Consider the following 19,367-nt stretch of genomic DNA (forward strand, 5'->3'; position numbering starts at 1 on the left):
TGGACGATCAAAACAAGGGAGGGCTACCGATGCCAAACACGAGCGACAACGACAAAAAAGCGCGCGACAACCAAGCGAAGCGCCATGAGAAAAACATGATGCGCGAGAAAAACCGCGAAGCCGGGAAGTTCGCGTATTCGAAGAAGACGGATCATTTGTGAGCAAAATGACAAAAAAGGCGGCCGAAACACCGCCTTTTTCACATTGTTCCCCTGCATCAAGTCCCGCTTTCAGCATGGTGCTACATGCCGGCCTCTTCCGGATAAAGGACGAAACTAACCTTCTTGCCCCTTTGATCATTGTTGTCTTTCCTCCCACCTTTTTCTATAATGAAAGTACATCACACGCCCGGGAGGTCACGTATGTCAAAAGAAAGTTCGTTCGATATCGTATCCAAAGTCGATTTGTCGGAAGTGGCGAACGCGATTAACATCGCCATGAAAGAAATCAAAACACGCTACGACTTCAAAGGAAGCAAAAGCGACATTTCGCTCGAGAAAGACGAGCTCGTTCTCATCTCCGACGACGAGTTTAAGCTTGAGCAGCTGAAAGATGTGCTCATCGGCAAGCTCATTAAGCGCGGGGTGGCGACGAAAAACATCCAATACGGCAAAATCGAGCCGGCATCAGGCGGCACGGTGCGCCAGCGCGCCAAGCTTGTCCAAGGGATCGACAAAGAAAACGCGAAAAAAATCACCACGATCATCAAAAACACCGGCTTGAAAGTGAAAAGCCAAGTGCAAGATGACCAAATTCGCGTCAGCGGCAAAAGCAAAGACGACTTGCAAAAGGTGATCGCCGCCATTCGCGAAGCCGATTTGCCGATTGACGTGCAGTTTGTGAATTATCGATAAGCGGATGAGGCAAGCCTCCATCCGCTTTTTGTTTTACAAGCAGAACGATAGAAAATTTGAAGGAGAAGCCAGCTGGCAAGCTCCCTATAATTCTTATAGCAAGAAAAAAACAGCTCATTTTTTGGGAAAAGCGAGCGCATGATATCAGGGACTGAATTGACACTCCGCACACCTAAAGGCGTGGGATTCTTGGGTCGTTTGCGTCCTCATCCATTTCTGGTTCGGACAACGCCCAAGTTCAGGGGTGTGTCATCACCCCATCCCATCGGGTTAGGATGTACCCCCATGGGCGGCGCACCTGTGACCAGTGCGCTAGGCGCTCAAGCCCGAAATCGCTTTGGCGATGTTGATCGCGCCATTCAAGTCGGCGTGGAGGGTGTATCCGCATTTTTTACACTGAAAGTGGATGCCATTGCGATTTCCCTTTTCCCGATGTCCACATTTACACGTTTGGCTCGTGTAGGTTGGATTCACCCACTCAACACGAATGCCCGCCATTTCCGCCTTGTAGGCAATCATCGTTTGCAGTTGGTGGAACGCCCAAGCATGGAGGCTTCGCCCCGCTTCTTTGGCCGATTTTGCCCGCTTGCGAATCCCCGTCAACGCTTCCATCCGAATCACGCCAACACCGTTGGCGAGCGCAAAATTCACGATTTGACGGCTGATTTTGTGATTTTGATCCTTCATCCAGCGGGACTCTTTACGGCCGATTTTGCGAATCATATGGAGCTTCTTGGCTTTTCCTAATCTCCTTCGCAAAGCCGCATATCGTCGGCGTACAAAGGCGCATTGGTTCCCTTTGAAAAACCACGATTTCGTTCCCACGCTGGCCACAGCGATATAGCGAAGCCCAACGTCAACGCCCATCACCTTTGTTTCGTGCCGCGGCTTCACGTCAAAGGTGATCGCGATCGCCAAGTACCATTTCTTTCTCTTTTTGTAGAGCTTGGCGGCCCCTTGTTTAGCGGTTCCATCGAGCAGCCGATTCAGCCATGCTTCTTGATAGGGGCGCGTGACGACCGGCACGCCAATTCGCTTCTCCAGTGTGGGGAAGGAAACCGTGTAGAACGCTCCTTTCTTTTCCACCTTCACGTTTTGATTGTTAAAGCAACACCATAATGTTCGAAACTTCTTTGTTTTCTGGTTTTTCTTTTGGGACTTCACTTCTCGAATCGTCTGATTCACGACAGCGGAAGGAAACCGCTGCGACGAAAACGCTTTAAAAATTTTGCTCGTCGCTTGATTCAGCTCGGGATGATCCAACAGCCAATTCGCAAACGCGGTATTCACTTCTGTCATCCGTTCATACATGTCCTGTTTGACTTTCGTTGGGTTGTGCAGTTCCAGCCTTAGTGTGATCGTCGGCATGGATTCACCTCCTTGCGACGATTACATGATACCGTTTTTTTCATCATCATTCAATATAAGAAAACGGCTCGCTTTCATCCCACCCCTAAAGGAGTGGGCTTTCTCGCTCGCAGGTCTGTAAGCAGGCGGCCTCTACATGCTAACCACCGCCCAACGAGCACACCAAACACAATGAAGGCGAGTGCCATGTCGACAATCGGCTCGGCGAGTCGCATCGCTTCTCCTTCCCCACCGGAGCGGCCAAGCGCCGCAGCAATTAAAGCAAAACGGATAAAATGGTCCTTAATCCGTTATCAATATTTCTGGATGGTGAATATCCACGATGTGCGTCTTCACTGTGCCCCCGAGATGACGGCGTATGGAGGAAGCCAATTCTTCCAGCGCTTGGTAAAGAACCTCATTCCTTGTTTCATCAATCGATTCGATGCAAAGGAAGGCGTGCTTCGTCTGTTCGGTGAGCATCGTTCGTTGGGCTTCCCGCCAATTCCAGCAGCGGCATATGGCGCCCACGTCATCTTTATACACGATTTCTCCTTCATACGGCGGGTCGTTTTCCTCGCCTCCCAACGGGATGAACGGTTCATGACCATCCGCCAGCGCCAGCCGGATGTCGCCGACAAACGTGTCGATATCCTCCCCTCCGCATGGAAGCCCGTAACGCAATGAAACAGAATTATAAATATCCACAAGCGGGTTGATCGTTCGGATGTGCTGACCGTTTTTCACTCGTTTCAGCAGCGCTTCAACCGAACAACGCGCCCCTTTTTTCGTTTTGAATCGCCGAAACGCCTCTCGCCAAACAACGATGACGGGGTTGCGGCTCAATTCTTCAAACTCCAGGAATTTCCGCGCCTCTTTCTCCGCCTCTCGCAGCATTTGTTCGTAAACGCTGGCATTCTTGATGCCGTTGTCAATCCCTTGGGCAACGACCACACCGATTTTGGCGTGGGGAAATATGGCCCAAACATCGTCTTCAACAACAAAACGTGTCATCATCCACTCCTCCATTCTCTTACGGTTTTGAAGGGCTCGCCAAGGCGGAGAATAGTCCTAACAAGATATAGCAACAGCCCGCCACCCGGTTCATCACCTTCATGCTTCCCTTCTTGGCAGCCAGCCGTTTGCGGATGCCCGCGGCCAACATGGCGTACAAGCTGTCATTTAGCAAGGCGAGAACAACAAATATCGCCCCTAAAAGCAAAAATTGACCAGCCACCAATCCAGCAGAAGGCGAGATAAATTGCGGAAAAAAGGCGAGAAAAAAGAGCGCTGTTTTTGGATTGGTCACTTCGACAAATAGAGATTCGTAAAACACTTGCGCCAATGTTTTCTCCTTGGCCTTCGTGTTCGGGATTTCCTCATCCTTGGTGGAAGCAAAAAATAACGTTTTGCCCCCCAAATAGATAAGATAAACGGCTCCTAAATATTTGATCATCGTAAAGGCAGCCGCCGATGTCATCAAAATCGCGGAAACGCCCACGGCTCCAAGGACAACATGGACAGCGCCACCCAATGCCACGCCAAACACCGCTACAACTCCTGCTTTCGTTCCTTGACCGATGCTTCTAGACACAATGTACAATACCGCCGGTCCGGGGACGATGAGCAGTGCCGCGGCTGCCACTATAAACACACCGATCGTCGAAAGCCCCATCCTCACATCTCACTCCTTCATTTTCTATTTCACTGCTGTTGCTTTTTCATCAGGGAAGCGATTCGCTTTTCGTTTTCAAATGGCATTTGCTCGAGTTGCTTGATGATCCGTTCTTGTCGGTATGCAGGATGATTTTGGCTTAACTTGGCTTTTCCCTCGATTCGCTTGATGATGATTTTGAAGGCTTGAATTCCTTTGTTCATGCCGGACAGCATCCCGGCATCGACCTCTGACAGCTGGTAACGGCTGTCCGGCGCTTCGTACTTTTCTACCATATCGTGTAGCGACCGCATGATTTCCCCTTCATCATGGATAAGCTCCACATTGCCATACACATGGACGACCACATAATTCCATGTCGGCACTGCTTGGTTCGTTTCATACCAGGAAGGAGAAATATAACAATGCGGACCGTGGAAAATCGCCAAGACCGTCTGACGTTGAATGTCGTTCCATTGCGGATTAGAACGGGCAAAATGGCCGTACAAACACGTTTTCTCCCGATCGAGCAACAGCGGCAAATGGGTAGCAAACAGCTCCCCTTGATGCATCGACACCAAGGTGGCAAAACTGTTCTCCTCGATCACCTCATAGACGACAGACATATCGTTGATGGCAAAATGCTTCGGAATATACATCAGTCCTCTCCCCCATCTTTTCAATTACAGCATTCCATTCTTCACAATGTATAATATAATCAAAACTGACATAAAAAAAGTGACAATAACAAAAAAATAAACATGTCAGGAGGATGAACATGAAGACGATCATTTTTGACTTGAAGGACGGCTCGCCTAAATACAAGCAAATCTACGAAAAATTGAAATCATTGATTGAACAAGGCGACATTCAAGCCAATGAGCCGCTACCTTCCATTCGCCAACTCGCCGAATCATTGAATGTCAGCCGGAACACAACTTTAATGGCTTACGAACAGCTGGTAGCGGAAGGATATATTCGCGCGGAAAAACGAAAAGGGTATTTTGCCAATGAAGTGGAACCTCTTTTCATTCCAAAAGCCCGCATTTCTGCACGCCAATCGGCAAGGGAAGCAGCAACGTCCGTTGTTGTCGATTTTCGCGCCGATACCGTCGATGCCGATCATTTTCCCGTTAAAGCATGGAGAAGAATTTCCAATCAAGTATTGACGGCCAAAGGATGTTTCCGCTATGGGGATCCGTTTGGGGAATTATGCTTGCGCAAGCAAATCGCCATCTACCTTCTCGAATCCCGCGGGGTGATCACAGAGCCAAACGCCATCATCATCGGAAGCAGCACGCAGCAAATGCTTCTCTCCCTTGGCTATATTCTAAAAGATGAATTCAACAGCGTGATCGTCGAAGACCCTGGTTATGACGGCGCCAGAGAAGCGTTTTTGTTTCACCGCTTTCAGCTGGAAACGGTGCCTGTTTCCGAAACCGGCATCGATCTTTCACCGCTCGAGAACAGGCGATCGCGGCTCATCTATGTCACCCCTTCACATCAAAGCCCGATGGGAGTCAGCATGCCGATCCAGCAACGGCACAGGCTCATTCAATGGGTGAACAACGTCGATGGCTATATTATCGAGGACGATTACGACAGCGAATTCCGTTACACGCAAAAGCCGTTTCCTGCTCTTGCTTCCATTGATTCCACAAAAGTCATTTATCTGGGCAATTTCTCAAAATCGTTTCTGCCTGGGATTCGCTTAAGCTACATGGTGTTGCCGCCGTCGCTTTTGTACCGTTATCAGCAGCAGTTTCGCCTTTTCGAAAGCACTGCGTCCATCCTCAGCCAATTGGCGATGGCCAAATTTATGGAGGAGGGGGAATGGGGCCGCCATATTAAACGCATGCGCCTCGTGTACAAACGAAAAATGGAGCATTTAACATCACTACTGCGAAAAGCATTTGGGGATATGATCTCCATTATTGGCGAACAGTCCGGTTTATACGTGTTAATCAAAGTTCATTCCGATTGTTCAGAAGAACAGCTACTTCAACGCGCCCTATCGTGTGGGGTAAAAGTGTATCCCACTTCGCGCTATTTTGTGAACCAACGGCCAGACCGACCCATGATCAAGCTCGGTTTTAGCGGCTTGTCGCTCGAGGATATTGATCTTGGAGTAAAACTGCTCAAAAAAGCATGGTGTTGACGACGACTTCACGGAAAACGCCCCTCTTTTTACACAAGCTCACGGAATCCCTGTCTTGGCGTGTATTTTTGATCGGTTTCTAATGTCACGTTAATTTTAAATATTTACATTTTTTTGTTTTTTTTGTATAATACACTAAAGGGGAAAGAGAATATGGGTGGAAAAAATCATAGACCATTTAATATGTGGTGCAAAATTGATATAGCTATTGAACTTTCCACCAGTATTTCTACAGAGCTTTTCTATCGACTGGAAGGACATGGTTCTCTTACTGTGGTCCCTCCTATTCCAACAAGTGACGACATACTAAAACATGCTCCGTCTCAAGTCCCAGCGAGTTGGTAATAATCCTTTCGGGTGGTCCTCAAGATTTTTCAAGACCACCCTAGCTTATTAAATGGAAAGGGTAGAAAAAAATGATTGCCGTGCAAGACGTAAACAAAATCTATCCGCCAAACCGCCAAGTATTACATAATGTTTCCCTTGAACTGGTTGAAGGGGATCGACTTATTCTTTTAGGGCCGAATGGAGCCGGAAAAACTACTTTAATAAGATGCATCATCGGGCTTACTGCACCAGACAGCGGCAGCATCTATGTCAATGGAGTAGATGTTGTCCGCCATCCAGATGAAGCGCGCGAGTCGATTGCGGTCGTATTTGAAGAAGCTGACAACTCCTATTCTTATTTAACTGTTTTGGAAAATCTCTTATACTTCGGCTTGCTGAACAAATGGAGTCGTGCTGAAGCAAAACGAAGAGCCGAACGAATGATGGCCGTGTTGAATCTAACCCCATACGCTGAGCGTCTTACCCAAACCCTTTCACGTGGGATGAAACAAAAACTGGCATTTGCGATCGCCTTAATGAAAGGAGCGCCGTTTTTGTTCCTTGATGAGCCAACTCTTGGCCTTGATGTTGAGTCGCAACATCATATCCGAACCATGTTAACGGAAGAAAACCAATGGTGGAAAGCCGTTCTCATCACCACCCACGACATTCCTTTTGCCCACGCCGTTGGAAATAAGTTTGTCTTTATTCAAGGCGGAAAAATCGTTTGGAGCGGCACGAAAGAACATTTTTCAACTCCAGCCGACCTTGAAGCTCATTTTTTGGCCGCTATTCGTTCCAACCTATCCGTCTAAGGAGGTGAGTCGGTTGCCCCTGCAAATCTTGAATGTAGTATTGGCTTCCTTTTTGAAAAAAAGGGCAGAGTATCGTCGGTATTGGTTCGATTTTACCGTTGGCCTTATCATTAAATTTGTCTTTTTTCTCGGTACGCTGTACGCAAGCCCGATACAAACCGGAAAGGAAGCGACGCTCAAACTGTTCGGTTTCAGCCTTTGGTACTTAAGCGCTCATTTGATCTCAAAGCTCGGCAACACGGTGATCGAGGAAGCGTATCTCGGCACGGCAGAGCAGGTACTTTCCACCAAGACTCCCCCATGGCAAGTTTTAATGGGCGTAGTGATCGCGGAAATCGCATTATCATCCGTGTGGGTAGTGCTCTTTTTCATCTGTGCGGCTTTGATGATTGGATTTTCCGAAATTCTCTCGGGAATATTATCCATGATAACGGAGATCGTCGTATTTGGCGGCGTAAGCCTAATCGGGATGACGGGAATCGGTGTGTTCATTTTAGGACTGTCCCTTCGCTTAAAACAAGTCGGAGCCGTTACCGAGGTGCTGCTTTATTATTTATTAATCTTCTCAGGTTTTTTTCTATCTTCAAATTTATTGCCGACAGCCTTTCATATTCTCAACTACTTTTCTCCCCTTTCTTGGGCCGTGCAAGGAGTGAATGAAGGATGGCCCGTATTCTTTCCTGCTCTCGGCATCTCGCTATTATGGCTGGCCATGGGCTCATTGGTCTTGAAGCAACAATGGCATTGGGCGAGAAAAAACGGAAAAATCGGAAGCTACGTATAAAAGAGCGGACGTTATCCCTCACATTTCGCACCCTTTCGGCGAAAATCGAGAGGATGTTTTCGCGACCATGCCGAATGCATCTTCGACAATCAAGGAAAGCAAAGGAGGTTTCATAACACGGACGTCTTGCACGAAGGGGACTCTCTTTATTACAACGCCGCCTGCGAACATCAATTTATGAACACAGGCAACGAAGAGTGCCGCTATGATCTGATTATTCACTCGCCTGCTTCGAAAACATGACCCATAGTCATGTCCGCCCAAGGCGTTGCTTTTTTTGCTTTTTGCCGTCACATAGAAAGAAATCACAGCATCGACGGCGAATAAAAGAGATGGCATTTCTTTGACGGAGGTGTGTGAATGAACATCGGCCAAGAATATTTGCGAGTGGTGCGCGCACGCTTTGTTGACATGAAAAAGACCGCCGAACGGGCTATGGACCAATGTTCGGAGGAACAGCTGTTCCATTGCTTTCATGAGGAGGCCAACAGCATCGCCATCATTGTCAAACATATGAGCGGAAATATGGTGTCGCGCTGGACAGACTTTTTGTCGTCGGATGGGGAAAAACCGGACCGAAACCGCGATGATGAGTTTATCAACGACTTCCATACGCGCAAAGAAGTCATGGCTTGCTGGGAAAAGGGGTGGTCTGCTTTCTTTCAGACGCTGAACGAACTGCAAGAAACGGATTTGTTGCGGACGGTCACGATCCGCGGCGAACCCCATTCCGTCATCGAAGCCATTGAGCGGCAAATGTACCATTATTCGTATCATATCGGGCAAATCGTCTATATCGCGAAACAGCTGAACGCAAACAACTGGAAAACATTGACCATACCAAGAAATCGAAAAACAACATAGGCAACTCCTTATTCGAATGATCATGCAAACGCCATCCGCCCCTCGGAACCGTCAGCCGATAAAGGTGGATGGCTTCTTTTTGTTGTTTGTTGTTCCTTCCCAATCATACCTATCGGGATCGCAGTCATCGTCTGGAAAGTTTCACAATACCGACCAACAAACAAACCATCCCCACTCCCCATGCCAACCCCGCCTTGCCAAGAAGGAGGGAGATTTCTTCGGATGCCTGCACATGGGTAAGATCAAAGGAAATCGCCTTCAGCGCAAATGAAACAGCCAGAGACAGCAACAAGAAATGGGCCAATATCCACAGAAACGCCCGCCCCTCTCGATTCCTTCGCCAAAGAAAAACGATTGTCGCAACCGCGATCAACATCACAACCGAAAAGCCGCCGATGAGCATATCCATCACATTTTCCTCCATAGGCAAATGATTGGGCAACGTTCCCACCTCCTCTTTTTCATCATATCATGTCTTCCTATTCTTCTTCCCTGCGTCCGATCCCTTCTTGTATGTGAAGCCGCCCATGGGCTTCTTCGTTCCCGCGCGCTAGGGAAGCGGCGCAACCCTTTACGCAAACGCCAAGCAGGCGCCCATCTCCCTATTGCAGAGGGCGGCGCCTGCTCTGATTGTATAGATGCAATGTAAAGCTTTAACACTTTTCGTTTTTACCGGTCATTGCATCCGACTGTCGAGTGACCGAACAACGCCGCTTCCAGACCCATGAATGGGTCTGTGAAGCGAGTCGTTGTTCGGTCTTCCGTCACGCTAAAGCGTGACGGAGGCAAGCCTGTGGCTTGCCTTCGACAGTCAAAAATGGATAAGCCACTTTTTCCGTCAAGGATATGTGAAACGATTTCGTTGCATCTATATGGTTACTTTTGCTGCATCTTAAACTGCAAAAACAGTTCGTTGTAGTAGGCGAGCATGTGTTTCCCTAAGTTTTCGTACACTTCGAGATGCCCAGCTGAATCCAAATCGGGGTAAAAGCGCCGATCGCCCGCGATGTCTTTTGGCAAATAGGCAAGCGCCTTTTTATTCGGCGTCGAATAGCCGACATACTCGGCGTTTTGCGCCGCGTGTTTTGGGTCGAGCATAAAGTTGATGAACGCGTGCGCTCCTTCGATGTTTTTCGCTGTTTTCGGAATGACCATGTTGTCAAACCATAAGTTGGAGCCTTCTTTCGGCACGACATAGTCGAGCTTGTCGTTTTCCGCGATGATTTCGGCCGCATCGCCCGACCAGACGACGCCGATGGCTGCTTCTTCATTGGCAAGCAGCAGCTTGATTTCATCGCCGACAATCGCCTTCACGTTCGGCATGAGCCGATCGAGCTTCCGCTTGGCTTCTTGCAAGTGGGCTTTGTTCGTATCATTGAGCGAATAGCCGAGGCTGTTTAACGCCATCCCCATCACTTCGCGCGCCCCGTCGACAAGCAAAATTTGATTGCGCAAGCTTGGATCCCATAAGTCGTTCCAGCTTGTGATGGTCTTGCCGCCAAGCATCTCGCGGTTGTAGACGATGCCGACCGTCCCCCAAAAATACGGCACGGAATACCGGTTGTGCGGATCAAACGGCAAGTTGAGAAACCGCGGCTCGATATATTGCAAATTGGGAAGCTTTCGGTAATCAAGCGGCAGAAGCAGCTTTTCTTCGATCATTTTGCTGATGGCGTAATCGGATGGAACGGCGACGTCAAACGTTGCCCCGCCTTGGGCGATTTTCGCCATCATCGCCTCATTGGAATCAAACGTTTGGTAAATCACTTTCCACCCTGTCTCTTTTTCAAATTCGCGAATGAGCGCGGGGTCAATGTAATCGCCCCAGTTGTAGACCGTCACCGTTTTGCCTCCGCCGTACCCTTCCGCTTCGTTCAGCCGATGAGTGACAAACATCAGGACGAACGCGGCGATAAACACGGCCGCAAATCCTTGGACAAGCCGTCTCACCTACTTTCGCCCCCCTATCCCGTACAAGCGGCCGCCTTTTTGGCTAAGCACGTAATAGCCGATAACGAGCAACATGGTAAATAAAAACAGAAGCGTCGACAATGCGTTGATCGACAAGGAAATGCCTTGGCGCGCCCGCGAATAAATTTCCACGGACAGCGTCGAGAACCCATTTCCCGTGACAAAAAAGGTCACGGCAAAGTCATCGAGCGAATACGTGAGCGCCATGAAAAAGCCCGCCCATATGCTCGGAGCCAAAAACGGCAGCACCACACCGGACAGCACTTGCCAATGACTGGCTCCTAAATCTCTAGCCGCATCAATCAGCGTCGGGCTCATTTCTTCCAGTTTCGGCAGCACCATCAACACGACAATCGGCACGCTGAACGCGATATGAGACAACAGCACGGACGTAAAGCCGAGCTTGATGCCAGCGATTGTAAACAGCAGCAAAAACGAAGCGCCGATGATGACATCGGGGCTGACGATCAGCACGTTGTTGAGGGCGAGAAGAGCGTTTTTCGTTCGCTGCCGCTTGACATAGTAAACGGCGAGCGCTCCGATGACCCCAAGTATCGTCGCAACCGCCGCCGACAGCAGCGCAACGACGATTGTATTCAAAACGATGATGAGCAAGCGGTCGTCGGACAGCACGTCGCGGTACCACTTGAGCGTGAACGATTGAAAATCGTGCATCGCCCCGCCGCTGTTGAAAGAATAATACATCAAATACACAATCGGCATATACATCACGGCAAACACGACTAACAAGTACACACGTCCCCACGCCTGCATCCGTTTCATCGGCTTCCCTCTTTTCTTCCGCTTCCTGTCAGGATGACGATGACCGCCATGGCGATCATTAACACAACAGCGATCGTCGCCCCCATCCCCCAGTTTTGGGTGACAAGAAAATGCTGCTCAATGGCGGTGCCGAGCGTAATGACGCGGTTGCCAGCGACAAGGCGTGTAATCATAAACAGCGACAGCGCCGGGATGAATACCGCTTGGCAGCCGGCCTTCACTCCGCCAAGCGTGAGCGGAAAGACGACGCGGCGGAACGTCGTCCAAGCCGAAGCGCCCAAATCGCGGGCGGCATCGACAAGCGATGGCGGCAGCTCCTCCAGCGCGTTGAAAATCGGCAGCACCATAAACGGAATAAAAATGTACACCGACACAAAGACAAAACTGAAATCGGTGAACAACAGCTGCCGCGGCCCGACGCCCAGCGCTTTCAACAAAGCGTTGGCCAGCCCGTACGTGCCGAACAGCCCTAAAAACGCATACACCTTCAGCAGCAAATTCACCCACATCGGCAAAATAAGCAACAACAGCCATAGCTGCTTGTGCCGCGTCTTCGTCAGCCAATAGGCGGTCGGATAGCCGATGAGCAGCGACACAAGCGTGATTAAAAACGCATACCAAAACGAATACGCCATCATTTTCAAATAAATGGGCGTCCACACGGATTTGTAGTTGGACAACGTCCAATGGCCGTCAAGATCCAAAAACGATTCATACACCAAAAAGACAATCGGGGCCACGACAAACAGCACAAGCCAAATGCCATAAGGGATTAAATACCAGTTCCGCCACGCCCGTTCCGTCATGCGTCCTCATCCTCCTTTTCGAGTCGCATGACGTGAATCGCTTCCGGTTCAAAACGAAGGCCGACCGTTTCCCCGACTTCGGCCTTTTTCGTCGAATGGACAAGCCATTCGTTGCCGTTTTCGTCATAGCCGCAAATTTCATAATGGACACCGCGGAATAAGAGCGAATCGACGCGGATGACGATCTGCCCGTCTTCCGGCGCCGCGAGCTCCAAATCTTCCGGGCGGATGACGACATCGACCGGTTCGTTTGGCGCGAAGCCGCGGTCAACACACGCAAACTGTTTGCCGGCAAATTCGACGAGGAAATCGTCGATCATGCGCCCTGACAAAATGTTCGATTCGCCAATGAAATCGGCGACGAATCGATTGACAGGCTCGTCGTAAATGTCTTTCGGCGTCCCAAACTGCTGAATTTTCCCTTTATTCAGAACAAAAATGTAATCGGACATCGCCAGCGCTTCTTCTTGATCATGCGTGACAAAAATAAACGTAATGCCCAATCGGCGCTGCAATTCACGAAGTTCATACTGCATTTCCGTGCGCAGTTTCAAATCCAAGGCTGACAGCGGTTCATCCAAGAGCAGCACCTCAGGTTCATTGACAATCGCCCGGGCAATGGCGACGCGCTGACGCTGGCCGCCTGACATTTCTTGAATGCGGCGGCGCTCATAGCCGTCTAAGTTGACAAACCGAAGCGCTTCCCTCACTTTCTCGCGAATGTCGGTTTCTTTCATCTTTTTCACGCGCAAACCAAACGCAACGTTTTCAAACACATCGAGATGAGGGAACAATGCATAGTCTTGAAAAACAGTGTTGACTTGCCGTTTGTTCGGCGGGACGTTTTGAATCGGCTTTCCGTGGAAATAAATCGTTCCTTCCGTCGGCTCGATAAACCCGGCAATCAGCCGCAAAATCGTTGTCTTCCCACAACCCGATGGTCCAAGCAGCGTATAAAACTTCCCGCGCTCCATCGCAAAACTGACATCATCCAGTACGGCTGCGCCGTCGTATTCCTTCGTCACTCGCTCGAAGCGGATGATTTCTCCGTTCACTTTCAGCCCCCCATCTTCTTGATGTTCACTATTCCTAATTAGAACATAGGAGAGTAGAAAGTGCAACGGAAAAATATGCTTTCCGCCATGTCGGCGACTAAAAAACAAAAAGCGGCTGACTATTCCGCAGAACAGCTTCCAATTTTGCCCGCAATGCGGAAAGCCGCTGTCTCATTGATCGTTTTTTCAAATTTCCTTGCTTCACCGTATTGAATAATTTCAAAAAATACATTAAATTATATAGTAATAGTCAAGACGAAATAAACAACCGCATACGGACATTCTTATCAAGAGAGGGGGAGGGACTGGCCCGGTGAACCCTCAGCAACCTGGCCCGCGGCCAAGGTGCTAAATCCAGACAGGCAACAGCCTGGAAGATAAGAAGAAGCGAATGAAAAGTCTTCTTCTTAGAAGGCTTTTTTCTTTTACTACAACGAAATGGGGGAATCAAACGTGGGGCTGCTCGATGAGTTGAAACAACGCATTCTCATCGCCGACGGAGCGATGGGGACGCTGTTATATTCGCATGGCGTCGACCGTTGTTTTGAAGAATTGAATCTATCGAATCCAGACGAAATCATTCATATTCATGAAGCGTATATCGCGGCGGGCGCCGATGTCATTCAGACGAATACATACGGCGCCAACTATGTGAAACTCGCGCGCTACGGCTTGCAAGACGAGGTGCCGGCGATCAATCGCGCCGCTGTAAGACTGGCGAAGCAAGCAGCCAATGGGGGGGCGTACGTGCTCGGAACGATCGGAGGGCTGCGCACATTGAACAAAAGCGTCGTACCGCTTGACGAAGTGAAGCGGACGTTTCGCGAGCAGCTGTTTGTGCTGCTTGCCGAAGGGGTTGATGGTGTGCTGCTGGAGACGTATTACGATTTGGAAGAGTTGGAGACGGTGCTTGCCATCGCGCGCAAAGAGACGGACTTGCCGATTATCGCCCATGTGTCGCTCCATGAAGTCGGCGTTTTGCAAGACGGCACGCCGCTCGCGGACGCCCTTAGCCGCCTGGAGGCGCTCGGGGCCGATGTTGTCGGGCTCAACTGCCGGCTTGGTCCGCACTATATGATTCAGTCGCTTGAGGAAGTGCCCCTGCCCAATCGCGCATTTTTGTCGGCGTATCCGAACGCGAGCCTCCCGGATTACCGCGACGGCCGGCTTGTCTATGAAACGAACGCGGAATATTTTGAAGAGGCGGCCAAAGCGTTCCGCGATCAAGGGGTGCGCTTGATCGGCGGGTGCTGCGGCACGACGCCGAAACATATTGAGGCAATGGCAAAGGCGCTCGCCGACCGGACGCCGGTGACGGAAAAAACGGTGAAGCGGCGCACGGCATCTGTATCGGTGCAAGCCGATCGGCCCGCGCCGACTCCGCTTCCCGAGCTCGCCCGCACGCGCCGCTCGGTCATTGTCGAACTCGATCCGCCGAAGCAACTCGGCATTGACAAGTTTCTCGCTGGGGCGAAAGCGCTCCATGACGCCGGCATCGACGCGCTGACGTTAGCTGACAACTCACTTGCCACGCCGCGCATCAGCAACGCCGCCGTCGCCACGATCGTGAAAGAGCGGCTCGGCGTCCGCCCGCTCGTGCATATTACGTGCCGCGACCGCAACTTGATCGGCCTGCAGTCGCATTTGATGGGGTTGCATACGCTCGGCATCACCGACGTGCTCGCCATTACCGGCGACCCGTCGAAAATCGGCGATTTCCCGGGAGCGACGTCCGTGTATGATGTGTCGTCATTCGATCTCATCCGCTTGATCAGCCAATTCAACGAGGGATTATCGTACTCGGGCAAACCGCTCGGGCAAAAAACGAACTTCTCGATCGGTGCGGCCTTCAATCCGAACGTCCGCCATTTGGATAAAGCGGTCGAGCGAATGGAGAAAAAAATTCAATGCGGCGCTCACTATTTCTTGACCCAACCGGTTTACTCGGAAGAAAAAATCTTGCAAATATATGAAGCAACGAAACATCTCGCCACGCCGATCTACATTGGCATTATGCCGCTGGTAAGCGCGCGCAACGCCGAGTTTTTGCACCATGAAGTGCCGGGGATCACCCTGTCGGACGAGATTCGCGCCCGCATGGCCGCCTGCGGCAGCGACCCAGTAGAAGCGGCGCGCGAAGGAATTGCCATCGCCAAATCGCTCATTGACGCGGCGTTTGATTTGTTTAACGGCATTTATTTGATCACGCCGTTTTTGCGCTATGACATGACAGTCGAGCTCGTCCGCTACATCCATGAAAAAGAAGCGGCCGCCAAAGAAAGGAAGGTTGTTCATGGCTAACATCACCTTAGAACAGCAGCTGCAGCGAAAAATTCTCGTCATTGACGGCGCGATGGGGACGATGATCCAAAGCGCCAACCTATCAGCCGCCGATTTTGGCGGCGAGGCGTATGAAGGGTGCAACGAATATTTGACCCTCACCGCCCCGCCTGTCATCCGCCGCATTCACGAAGCGTATTTGGAAGCGGGCGCTGACATCATCGAAACGAACACGTTCGGGGCGACGCGCATTGTGCTCGATGAATACAACCTCGGGCATTTGGCGCTCGAGTTGAACATCGAAGCGGCCAAGCTCGCCAAACAAGCGGCGGAGGCGTTCTCAACTCCCGACTGGCCGCGCTTTGTCGCCGGGTCGATGGGGCCGACGACGAAGACGTTGTCGGTGACAGGCGGCGCGACCTTTGAGGAACTCGTCGCCGCCTATGAAGAACAAGCGCGCGGGCTGCTGTTGGGCGGCGTCGATCTTCTGTTGCTGGAGACGTGCCAAGATACGTTGAACGTAAAAGCTGGATTTCTCGGCATTTCCAAGGCGTTTGAGGCGGTCGGCCGCCGCGTGCCGCTCATGATTTCCGGCACGATCGAGCCGATGGGCACGACGCTCGCCGGCCAGGCGATCGATGCGTTTTTCATCTCGGTGCGCCATATGAAGCCGATCGCCGTCGGCTTAAACTGCGCGACCGGCCCGGAGTTTATGACCGACCATTTGCGGACGCTCGCCTCGCTTGCGGATACGGCGGTCAGCTGCTATCCGAACGCCGGGCTGCCGGATGAAGAAGGCCGCTACCATGAAACGCCGGAGATGTTGGCAGAGAAAATCCGCCGCTTTGCCGAAAAGGGATGGATCAACATCGTCGGCGGGTGTTGCGGCACGACGCCGGACCATATTCGCGCCATCGCCGAAGCGGTGCGCGGCATCCCGCCGCGGGCGATCCCGTCTTCGTTTGACGTCCACGCCGTCTCCGGCATCGAGGCGCTCATTTATGAGGAAACGATGCGCCCGCTCTTTGTCGGCGAGCGGACAAACGTCATCGGCTCGCGCAAATTCAAGCGCCTCATCGCCGAAGGGAAATACGAAGAAGCGGCGGAAATCGCCCGCGCACAAGTGAAAAACGGCGCCCATGTCATCGACATTTGCCTCGCCGACCCAGACCGCGACGAACTCCATGACATGGAGCAGTTCGTCCGCGAAGTCGTGAAAAAAGTGAAAGTGCCGCTTGTCATCGATTCAACCGACGAGCGCGTCATCGAGCGCGCCCTCACCTACTCGCAAGGGAAAGCGATCATCAATTCGATCAACTTGGAAGACGGCGAGGAGCGGTTTGCGAAAGTCGTTCCTCTCTTGCACAAATACGGCGCCGCTGTCGTCGTCGGCACGATCGATGAACAAGGAATGGCGGTCACCGCCGAACGGAAGCTGGAAATTGCCTTGCGTTCGTATGACTTGCTCGTTAACCGCTACGGGGTGCCGGCGCGCGACATCATTTTCGATCCGCTCGTCTTCCCGGTCGGCACCGGTGATGAGCAATACATCGGCGCGGCGAAAGAAACGATCGAAGGGATCCGCCTCATTAAAGAGCGGCTTCCTCATTGTTTAACGATGCTCGGCATCAGCAACGTCTCGTTCGGCTTGCCGCCGGCCGGGCGCGAGGTGCTCAACTCCGTCTTTTTGTACCATTGCACGCAAGCTGGGCTCGATTATGCGATCGTCAACACTGAGAAGCTTGAGCGGTTCGCCTCGATTCCGGAAGAGGAAGTGCGGATGGCCGAAGCGCTTTTGTTTGACACGAGCGATGAAACATTAAACACCTTTATCGAATTTTACCGAAGCAAAATCACCGCCGCCAAGCCGGCTGAGGAGAACTTGAGCTTGGAAGAGCGGCTCGCCCGCTACGTCATTGAAGGGTCGAAGGACGGACTCATTCCCGATTTAGAGAAGGCGCTTGAGACCTACTCCGATCCGCTGTCGATCATCAACGGTCCGCTTATGGCCGGCATGGATGAAGTCGGGCGGCTGTTCAACAACAACCAGCTCATCGTCGCCGAAGTATTGCAAAGCGCGGAAGTGATGAAAGCGGCCGTCGCCTTTTTAGAGCCGTATATGGAAAAGAAAGAAGGAAGCACAAAAGGAAAAGTCATTCTCGCCACCGTCAAAGGCGATGTCCATGACATCGGCAAAAACTTGGTCGACATCATTTTAAGCAACAACGGCTACGAGGTGATCGACCTCGGCATTAAAGTCGCTCCGCAGCAACTCATTGAAGCGGTGCGCGAACATCAGCCCGACATCATCGGGTTGTCGGGCTTGCTTGTCAAATCGGCCCAACAGATGGTCGTCACCGCCCAAGATTTGCGGCAAGCCGGCATCTCAACGCCCATTTTAGTCGGCGGCGCCGCCTTGACGCGCAAATTTACCGAAAACAAAATCGCACCCGAATACGACGGCATCGTCTTGTACGCGAAAGACGCCATGGACGGGCTCGCGCTCGCCAACCAACTCCAGCAAGGCGAAATTGACTACAAGAAAAAAGAAGCGACCGAAAACGAGCCGACACGGCCAACGGCGGTCGCCACCGCGTTCAAATCGAACGTCTCGACCGACGTTCCCGTCTACATCCCGGCCGACCTCGAGCGCCACGTGCTGCGAAACGTGCCGCTTGACCATGTGTTGCCGTACGTCAACTGGCAAATGGTGCTCGGCCACCACCTCGGCTTGAAAGGAAAAGTGAAGCGGCTGCTTGAAGAACGGGACGAAAAAGCGTTGGCGTTAAAAGCGGTCGTCGACGAACTCGTTGCCGAAGCGAAAGAACGCGGCTGGATTCAACCCGCCGGCGTCTACCGCTTCTTCCCGGCGCAAAGCGACGGCAACCGCGTCTACGTTTACGATCCGGTTGATCACAAAACCGTGCTCGAGACATTCGACTTCCCGCGCCAACCGCGGGCGCCGCATCTTTGCCTCGCCGATTATTTGAAATCGAAAGAAAGCGGCGAAATGGATTACGTCGGCTTGTTCGCCGTCACGGCCGGGCATGGCGTCCGCGAACTCGCCCAACAGTGGAAAGACGAAGGCGAATTTTTGAAAAGCCATGCCATCCAAGCGTTGGCGCTCGAGATTGCCGAAGGATTCGCCGAGCGCATCCACCAAATTATGCGCGACCGCTGGGGCTTCCCGGACGACCCGGATTTCACGATGGAAGAGCGCTTCGCCGCCAAATACCAAGGCCAGCGCTACTCGTTCGGCTACCCGGCCTGTCCGAACTTGGAAGATCAAGAAAAGCTGTTCCGCCTGCTTCATCCAGAAGACATCGGCATCCGCCTCACCGACGGCTACATGATGGAGCCCGAAGCATCAGTTTCGGCGATCGTCTTCGCCCATCCAGAGGCACGGTATTTCAATGTGTTATAAGCGAAATGAGAAACGAGCTGGGCTATGTGAACCAGCTCGTTTGCTTTTTTACGCACCAACCCTCGGCCGCTCCATTGGAACGTTTCCCGTTTTGCAGCAAAAAAAGACGGGGGATTGGCGCTCTGGGAAAATCGCGATGCGGATGGAAACGTGGGCGGAAAAACGATGACCAACGGCTTCTTCATTGTTCATGATCCCTCCCTCTTCACACATAATTCTCCTCCTCCGTCCCATACTAACGGTGA

18 protein-coding genes and 1 riboswitch are annotated in these 19,367 nt (G+C 51.5%); of the genes, 8 read left to right on the forward strand and 10 right to left on the reverse strand.

Annotated elements, in window-relative coordinates:
• The first annotated feature begins 29 nt into the window (after positions 1 to 29).
• On the forward strand, positions 30 to 161 hold the full coding sequence (locus GS3922_RS17355) for a DUF3941 domain-containing protein (protein ID WP_008879040.1): 132 nt from the start codon (positions 30 to 32) through the stop codon (positions 159 to 161).
• Positions 162 to 362: 201 nt separating this feature from the next.
• Positions 363 to 854 carry a YajQ family cyclic di-GMP-binding protein gene (locus GS3922_RS12290; protein WP_014195072.1) on the forward strand — a complete coding sequence of 164 codons (492 nt, stop codon included), beginning with the start codon at positions 363 to 365 and terminating at the stop codon, positions 852 to 854.
• A 312-nt stretch (positions 855 to 1,166) separates the two neighbouring features.
• Here the strand turns inward: GS3922_RS12290 and GS3922_RS12295 are convergent, their stop codons facing one another.
• The 4 genes from GS3922_RS12295 to GS3922_RS12310 form a co-directional block, all read right to left on the reverse strand.
• The gene (locus GS3922_RS12295; protein ID WP_063166591.1) at positions 1,167 to 2,222 is read right to left on the reverse strand and encodes an RNA-guided endonuclease TnpB family protein; all 1,056 of its coding nucleotides are present in this window, start codon (positions 2,220 to 2,222) and stop codon (positions 1,167 to 1,169) included.
• 282 nt (positions 2,223 to 2,504) lie between these two features.
• On the reverse strand, positions 2,505 to 3,215 hold the full coding sequence (locus GS3922_RS12300; protein WP_063166592.1) for a B3/B4 domain-containing protein: 711 nt from the start codon (positions 3,213 to 3,215) through the stop codon (positions 2,505 to 2,507).
• Between the two features lie 19 nt (positions 3,216 to 3,234).
• Positions 3,235 to 3,876 (reverse strand): LysE family translocator, encoded by a 642-nt coding sequence (locus GS3922_RS12305; RefSeq protein WP_014195068.1) that lies wholly within the window; start codon positions 3,874 to 3,876, stop codon positions 3,235 to 3,237.
• Positions 3,877 to 3,905: 29 nt separating this feature from the next.
• Entirely contained in the window at positions 3,906 to 4,514 is a 609-nt protein-coding gene (locus tag GS3922_RS12310; RefSeq protein WP_063166593.1) for an FMN-binding negative transcriptional regulator, read from the reverse strand.
• A gap of 119 nt (positions 4,515 to 4,633) precedes the next feature.
• Between GS3922_RS12310 and pdxR the strand changes: the two genes are divergently transcribed.
• The 4 genes from pdxR to GS3922_RS12330 all read left to right on the forward strand — a co-directional run bounded on the left by pdxR (position 4,634) and on the right by GS3922_RS12330 (position 8,803).
• The gene (gene pdxR, locus GS3922_RS12315; RefSeq protein ID WP_063166594.1) at positions 4,634 to 6,013 is read left to right on the forward strand and encodes a MocR-like pyridoxine biosynthesis transcription factor PdxR; all 1,380 of its coding nucleotides are present in this window, start codon (positions 4,634 to 4,636) and stop codon (positions 6,011 to 6,013) included.
• A 416-nt stretch (positions 6,014 to 6,429) separates the two neighbouring features.
• On the forward strand, positions 6,430 to 7,155 hold the full coding sequence (locus GS3922_RS12320; RefSeq protein WP_063166595.1) for an ABC transporter ATP-binding protein: 726 nt from the start codon (positions 6,430 to 6,432) through the stop codon (positions 7,153 to 7,155).
• 4 nt (positions 7,156 to 7,159) lie between these two features.
• Entirely contained in the window at positions 7,160 to 7,939 is a 780-nt protein-coding gene (locus GS3922_RS12325) for an ABC transporter permease (RefSeq protein WP_223812640.1), read from the forward strand.
• Positions 7,940 to 8,299: 360 nt separating this feature from the next.
• Complete coding sequence (locus GS3922_RS12330) at positions 8,300 to 8,803, forward strand: DUF1572 domain-containing protein (RefSeq protein ID WP_023633933.1); 504 nt, start codon at positions 8,300 to 8,302, stop codon at positions 8,801 to 8,803.
• 124 nt (positions 8,804 to 8,927) lie between these two features.
• Here GS3922_RS12330 and GS3922_RS12335 read toward each other — a convergent pair whose 3' ends face one another.
• The 5 genes from GS3922_RS12335 to GS3922_RS12355 form a co-directional block, all read right to left on the reverse strand.
• A complete protein-coding gene (locus GS3922_RS12335; protein WP_089135005.1) occupies positions 8,928 to 9,245 on the reverse strand; it encodes a hypothetical protein in 318 nt (105 codons plus the stop codon).
• 434 nt (positions 9,246 to 9,679) lie between these two features.
• On the reverse strand, positions 9,680 to 10,753 hold the full coding sequence (locus GS3922_RS12340) for an ABC transporter substrate-binding protein (RefSeq protein ID WP_063166596.1): 1,074 nt from the start codon (positions 10,751 to 10,753) through the stop codon (positions 9,680 to 9,682).
• Positions 10,754 to 11,557, reverse strand: coding sequence for an ABC transporter permease (locus GS3922_RS12345; protein WP_011230228.1), 804 nt, complete (start codon positions 11,555 to 11,557; stop codon positions 10,754 to 10,756). It abuts the gene before it with no gap.
• Positions 11,554 to 12,363, reverse strand: coding sequence for an ABC transporter permease (locus GS3922_RS12350; RefSeq protein WP_023633936.1), 810 nt, complete (start codon positions 12,361 to 12,363; stop codon positions 11,554 to 11,556). The genes GS3922_RS12345 and GS3922_RS12350 overlap by 4 nt, the downstream gene beginning before the upstream one ends.
• Positions 12,360 to 13,418: an ABC transporter ATP-binding protein gene (locus tag GS3922_RS12355; RefSeq protein ID WP_023633937.1), complete on the reverse strand. Its 1,059-nt coding sequence runs from the start codon at positions 13,416 to 13,418 to the stop codon at positions 12,360 to 12,362. Before GS3922_RS12355 ends, GS3922_RS12350 begins: the two co-directional genes overlap by 4 nt.
• 281 nt (positions 13,419 to 13,699) lie before the next feature.
• Positions 13,700 to 13,802: riboswitch (SAM riboswitch) on the forward strand.
• Between the two features lie 69 nt (positions 13,803 to 13,871).
• On the opposite strand from GS3922_RS12355, the gene GS3922_RS12360 reads away from it, so the two are divergent.
• Together GS3922_RS12360 and metH are read left to right on the forward strand one after the other, a co-directional pair.
• On the forward strand, positions 13,872 to 15,719 hold the full coding sequence (locus GS3922_RS12360; RefSeq protein ID WP_063166597.1) for a bifunctional homocysteine S-methyltransferase/methylenetetrahydrofolate reductase: 1,848 nt from the start codon (positions 13,872 to 13,874) through the stop codon (positions 15,717 to 15,719).
• Positions 15,712 to 19,122 carry a methionine synthase gene (gene metH / locus GS3922_RS12365; protein ID WP_063166598.1) on the forward strand — a complete coding sequence of 1,137 codons (3,411 nt, stop codon included), beginning with the start codon at positions 15,712 to 15,714 and terminating at the stop codon, positions 19,120 to 19,122. Before GS3922_RS12360 ends, metH begins: the two co-directional genes overlap by 8 nt.
• A gap of 48 nt (positions 19,123 to 19,170) precedes the next feature.
• Here metH and GS3922_RS17660 read toward each other — a convergent pair whose 3' ends face one another.
• Positions 19,171 to 19,314: a hypothetical protein gene (locus GS3922_RS17660; RefSeq protein WP_156485826.1), complete on the reverse strand. Its 144-nt coding sequence runs from the start codon at positions 19,312 to 19,314 to the stop codon at positions 19,171 to 19,173.
• Between the last annotated feature and the right edge of the window lie 53 nt (positions 19,315 to 19,367).

Origin of the sequence: Geobacillus subterraneus, from assembly GCF_001618685.1 — a bacterium.
GTDB classification, from domain to species: Bacteria; Bacillota; Bacilli; order Bacillales; family Anoxybacillaceae; genus Geobacillus; species Geobacillus subterraneus.

Coding starts and splice junctions, on each gene's coding strand:
- GS3922_RS17355 (WP_008879040.1), top strand. CDS start 30: ATGCCAAACACGAGCGACAACGACAAAAAAGCGCGCGACAACCAAGCG.
- GS3922_RS12290 (WP_014195072.1), top strand. CDS start 363: ATGTCAAAAGAAAGTTCGTTCGATATCGTATCCAAAGTCGATTTGTCG.
- GS3922_RS12295 (WP_063166591.1), bottom strand. CDS start 2,222: ATGCCGACGATCACACTAAGGCTGGAACTGCACAACCCAACGAAAGTC.
- GS3922_RS12300 (WP_063166592.1), bottom strand. CDS start 3,215: ATGACACGTTTTGTTGTTGAAGACGATGTTTGGGCCATATTTCCCCAC.
- GS3922_RS12305 (WP_014195068.1), bottom strand. CDS start 3,876: ATGGGGCTTTCGACGATCGGTGTGTTTATAGTGGCAGCCGCGGCACTG.
- GS3922_RS12310 (WP_063166593.1), bottom strand. CDS start 4,514: ATGTATATTCCGAAGCATTTTGCCATCAACGATATGTCTGTCGTCTAT.
- pdxR (WP_063166594.1), top strand. CDS start 4,634: ATGAAGACGATCATTTTTGACTTGAAGGACGGCTCGCCTAAATACAAG.
- GS3922_RS12320 (WP_063166595.1), top strand. CDS start 6,430: ATGATTGCCGTGCAAGACGTAAACAAAATCTATCCGCCAAACCGCCAA.
- GS3922_RS12330 (WP_023633933.1), top strand. CDS start 8,300: ATGAACATCGGCCAAGAATATTTGCGAGTGGTGCGCGCACGCTTTGTT.
- GS3922_RS12345 (WP_011230228.1), bottom strand. CDS start 11,557: ATGAAACGGATGCAGGCGTGGGGACGTGTGTACTTGTTAGTCGTGTTT.
- GS3922_RS12350 (WP_023633936.1), bottom strand. CDS start 12,363: ATGACGGAACGGGCGTGGCGGAACTGGTATTTAATCCCTTATGGCATT.
- metH (WP_063166598.1), top strand. CDS start 15,712: ATGGCTAACATCACCTTAGAACAGCAGCTGCAGCGAAAAATTCTCGTC.
- GS3922_RS17660 (WP_156485826.1), bottom strand. CDS start 19,314: ATGAACAATGAAGAAGCCGTTGGTCATCGTTTTTCCGCCCACGTTTCC.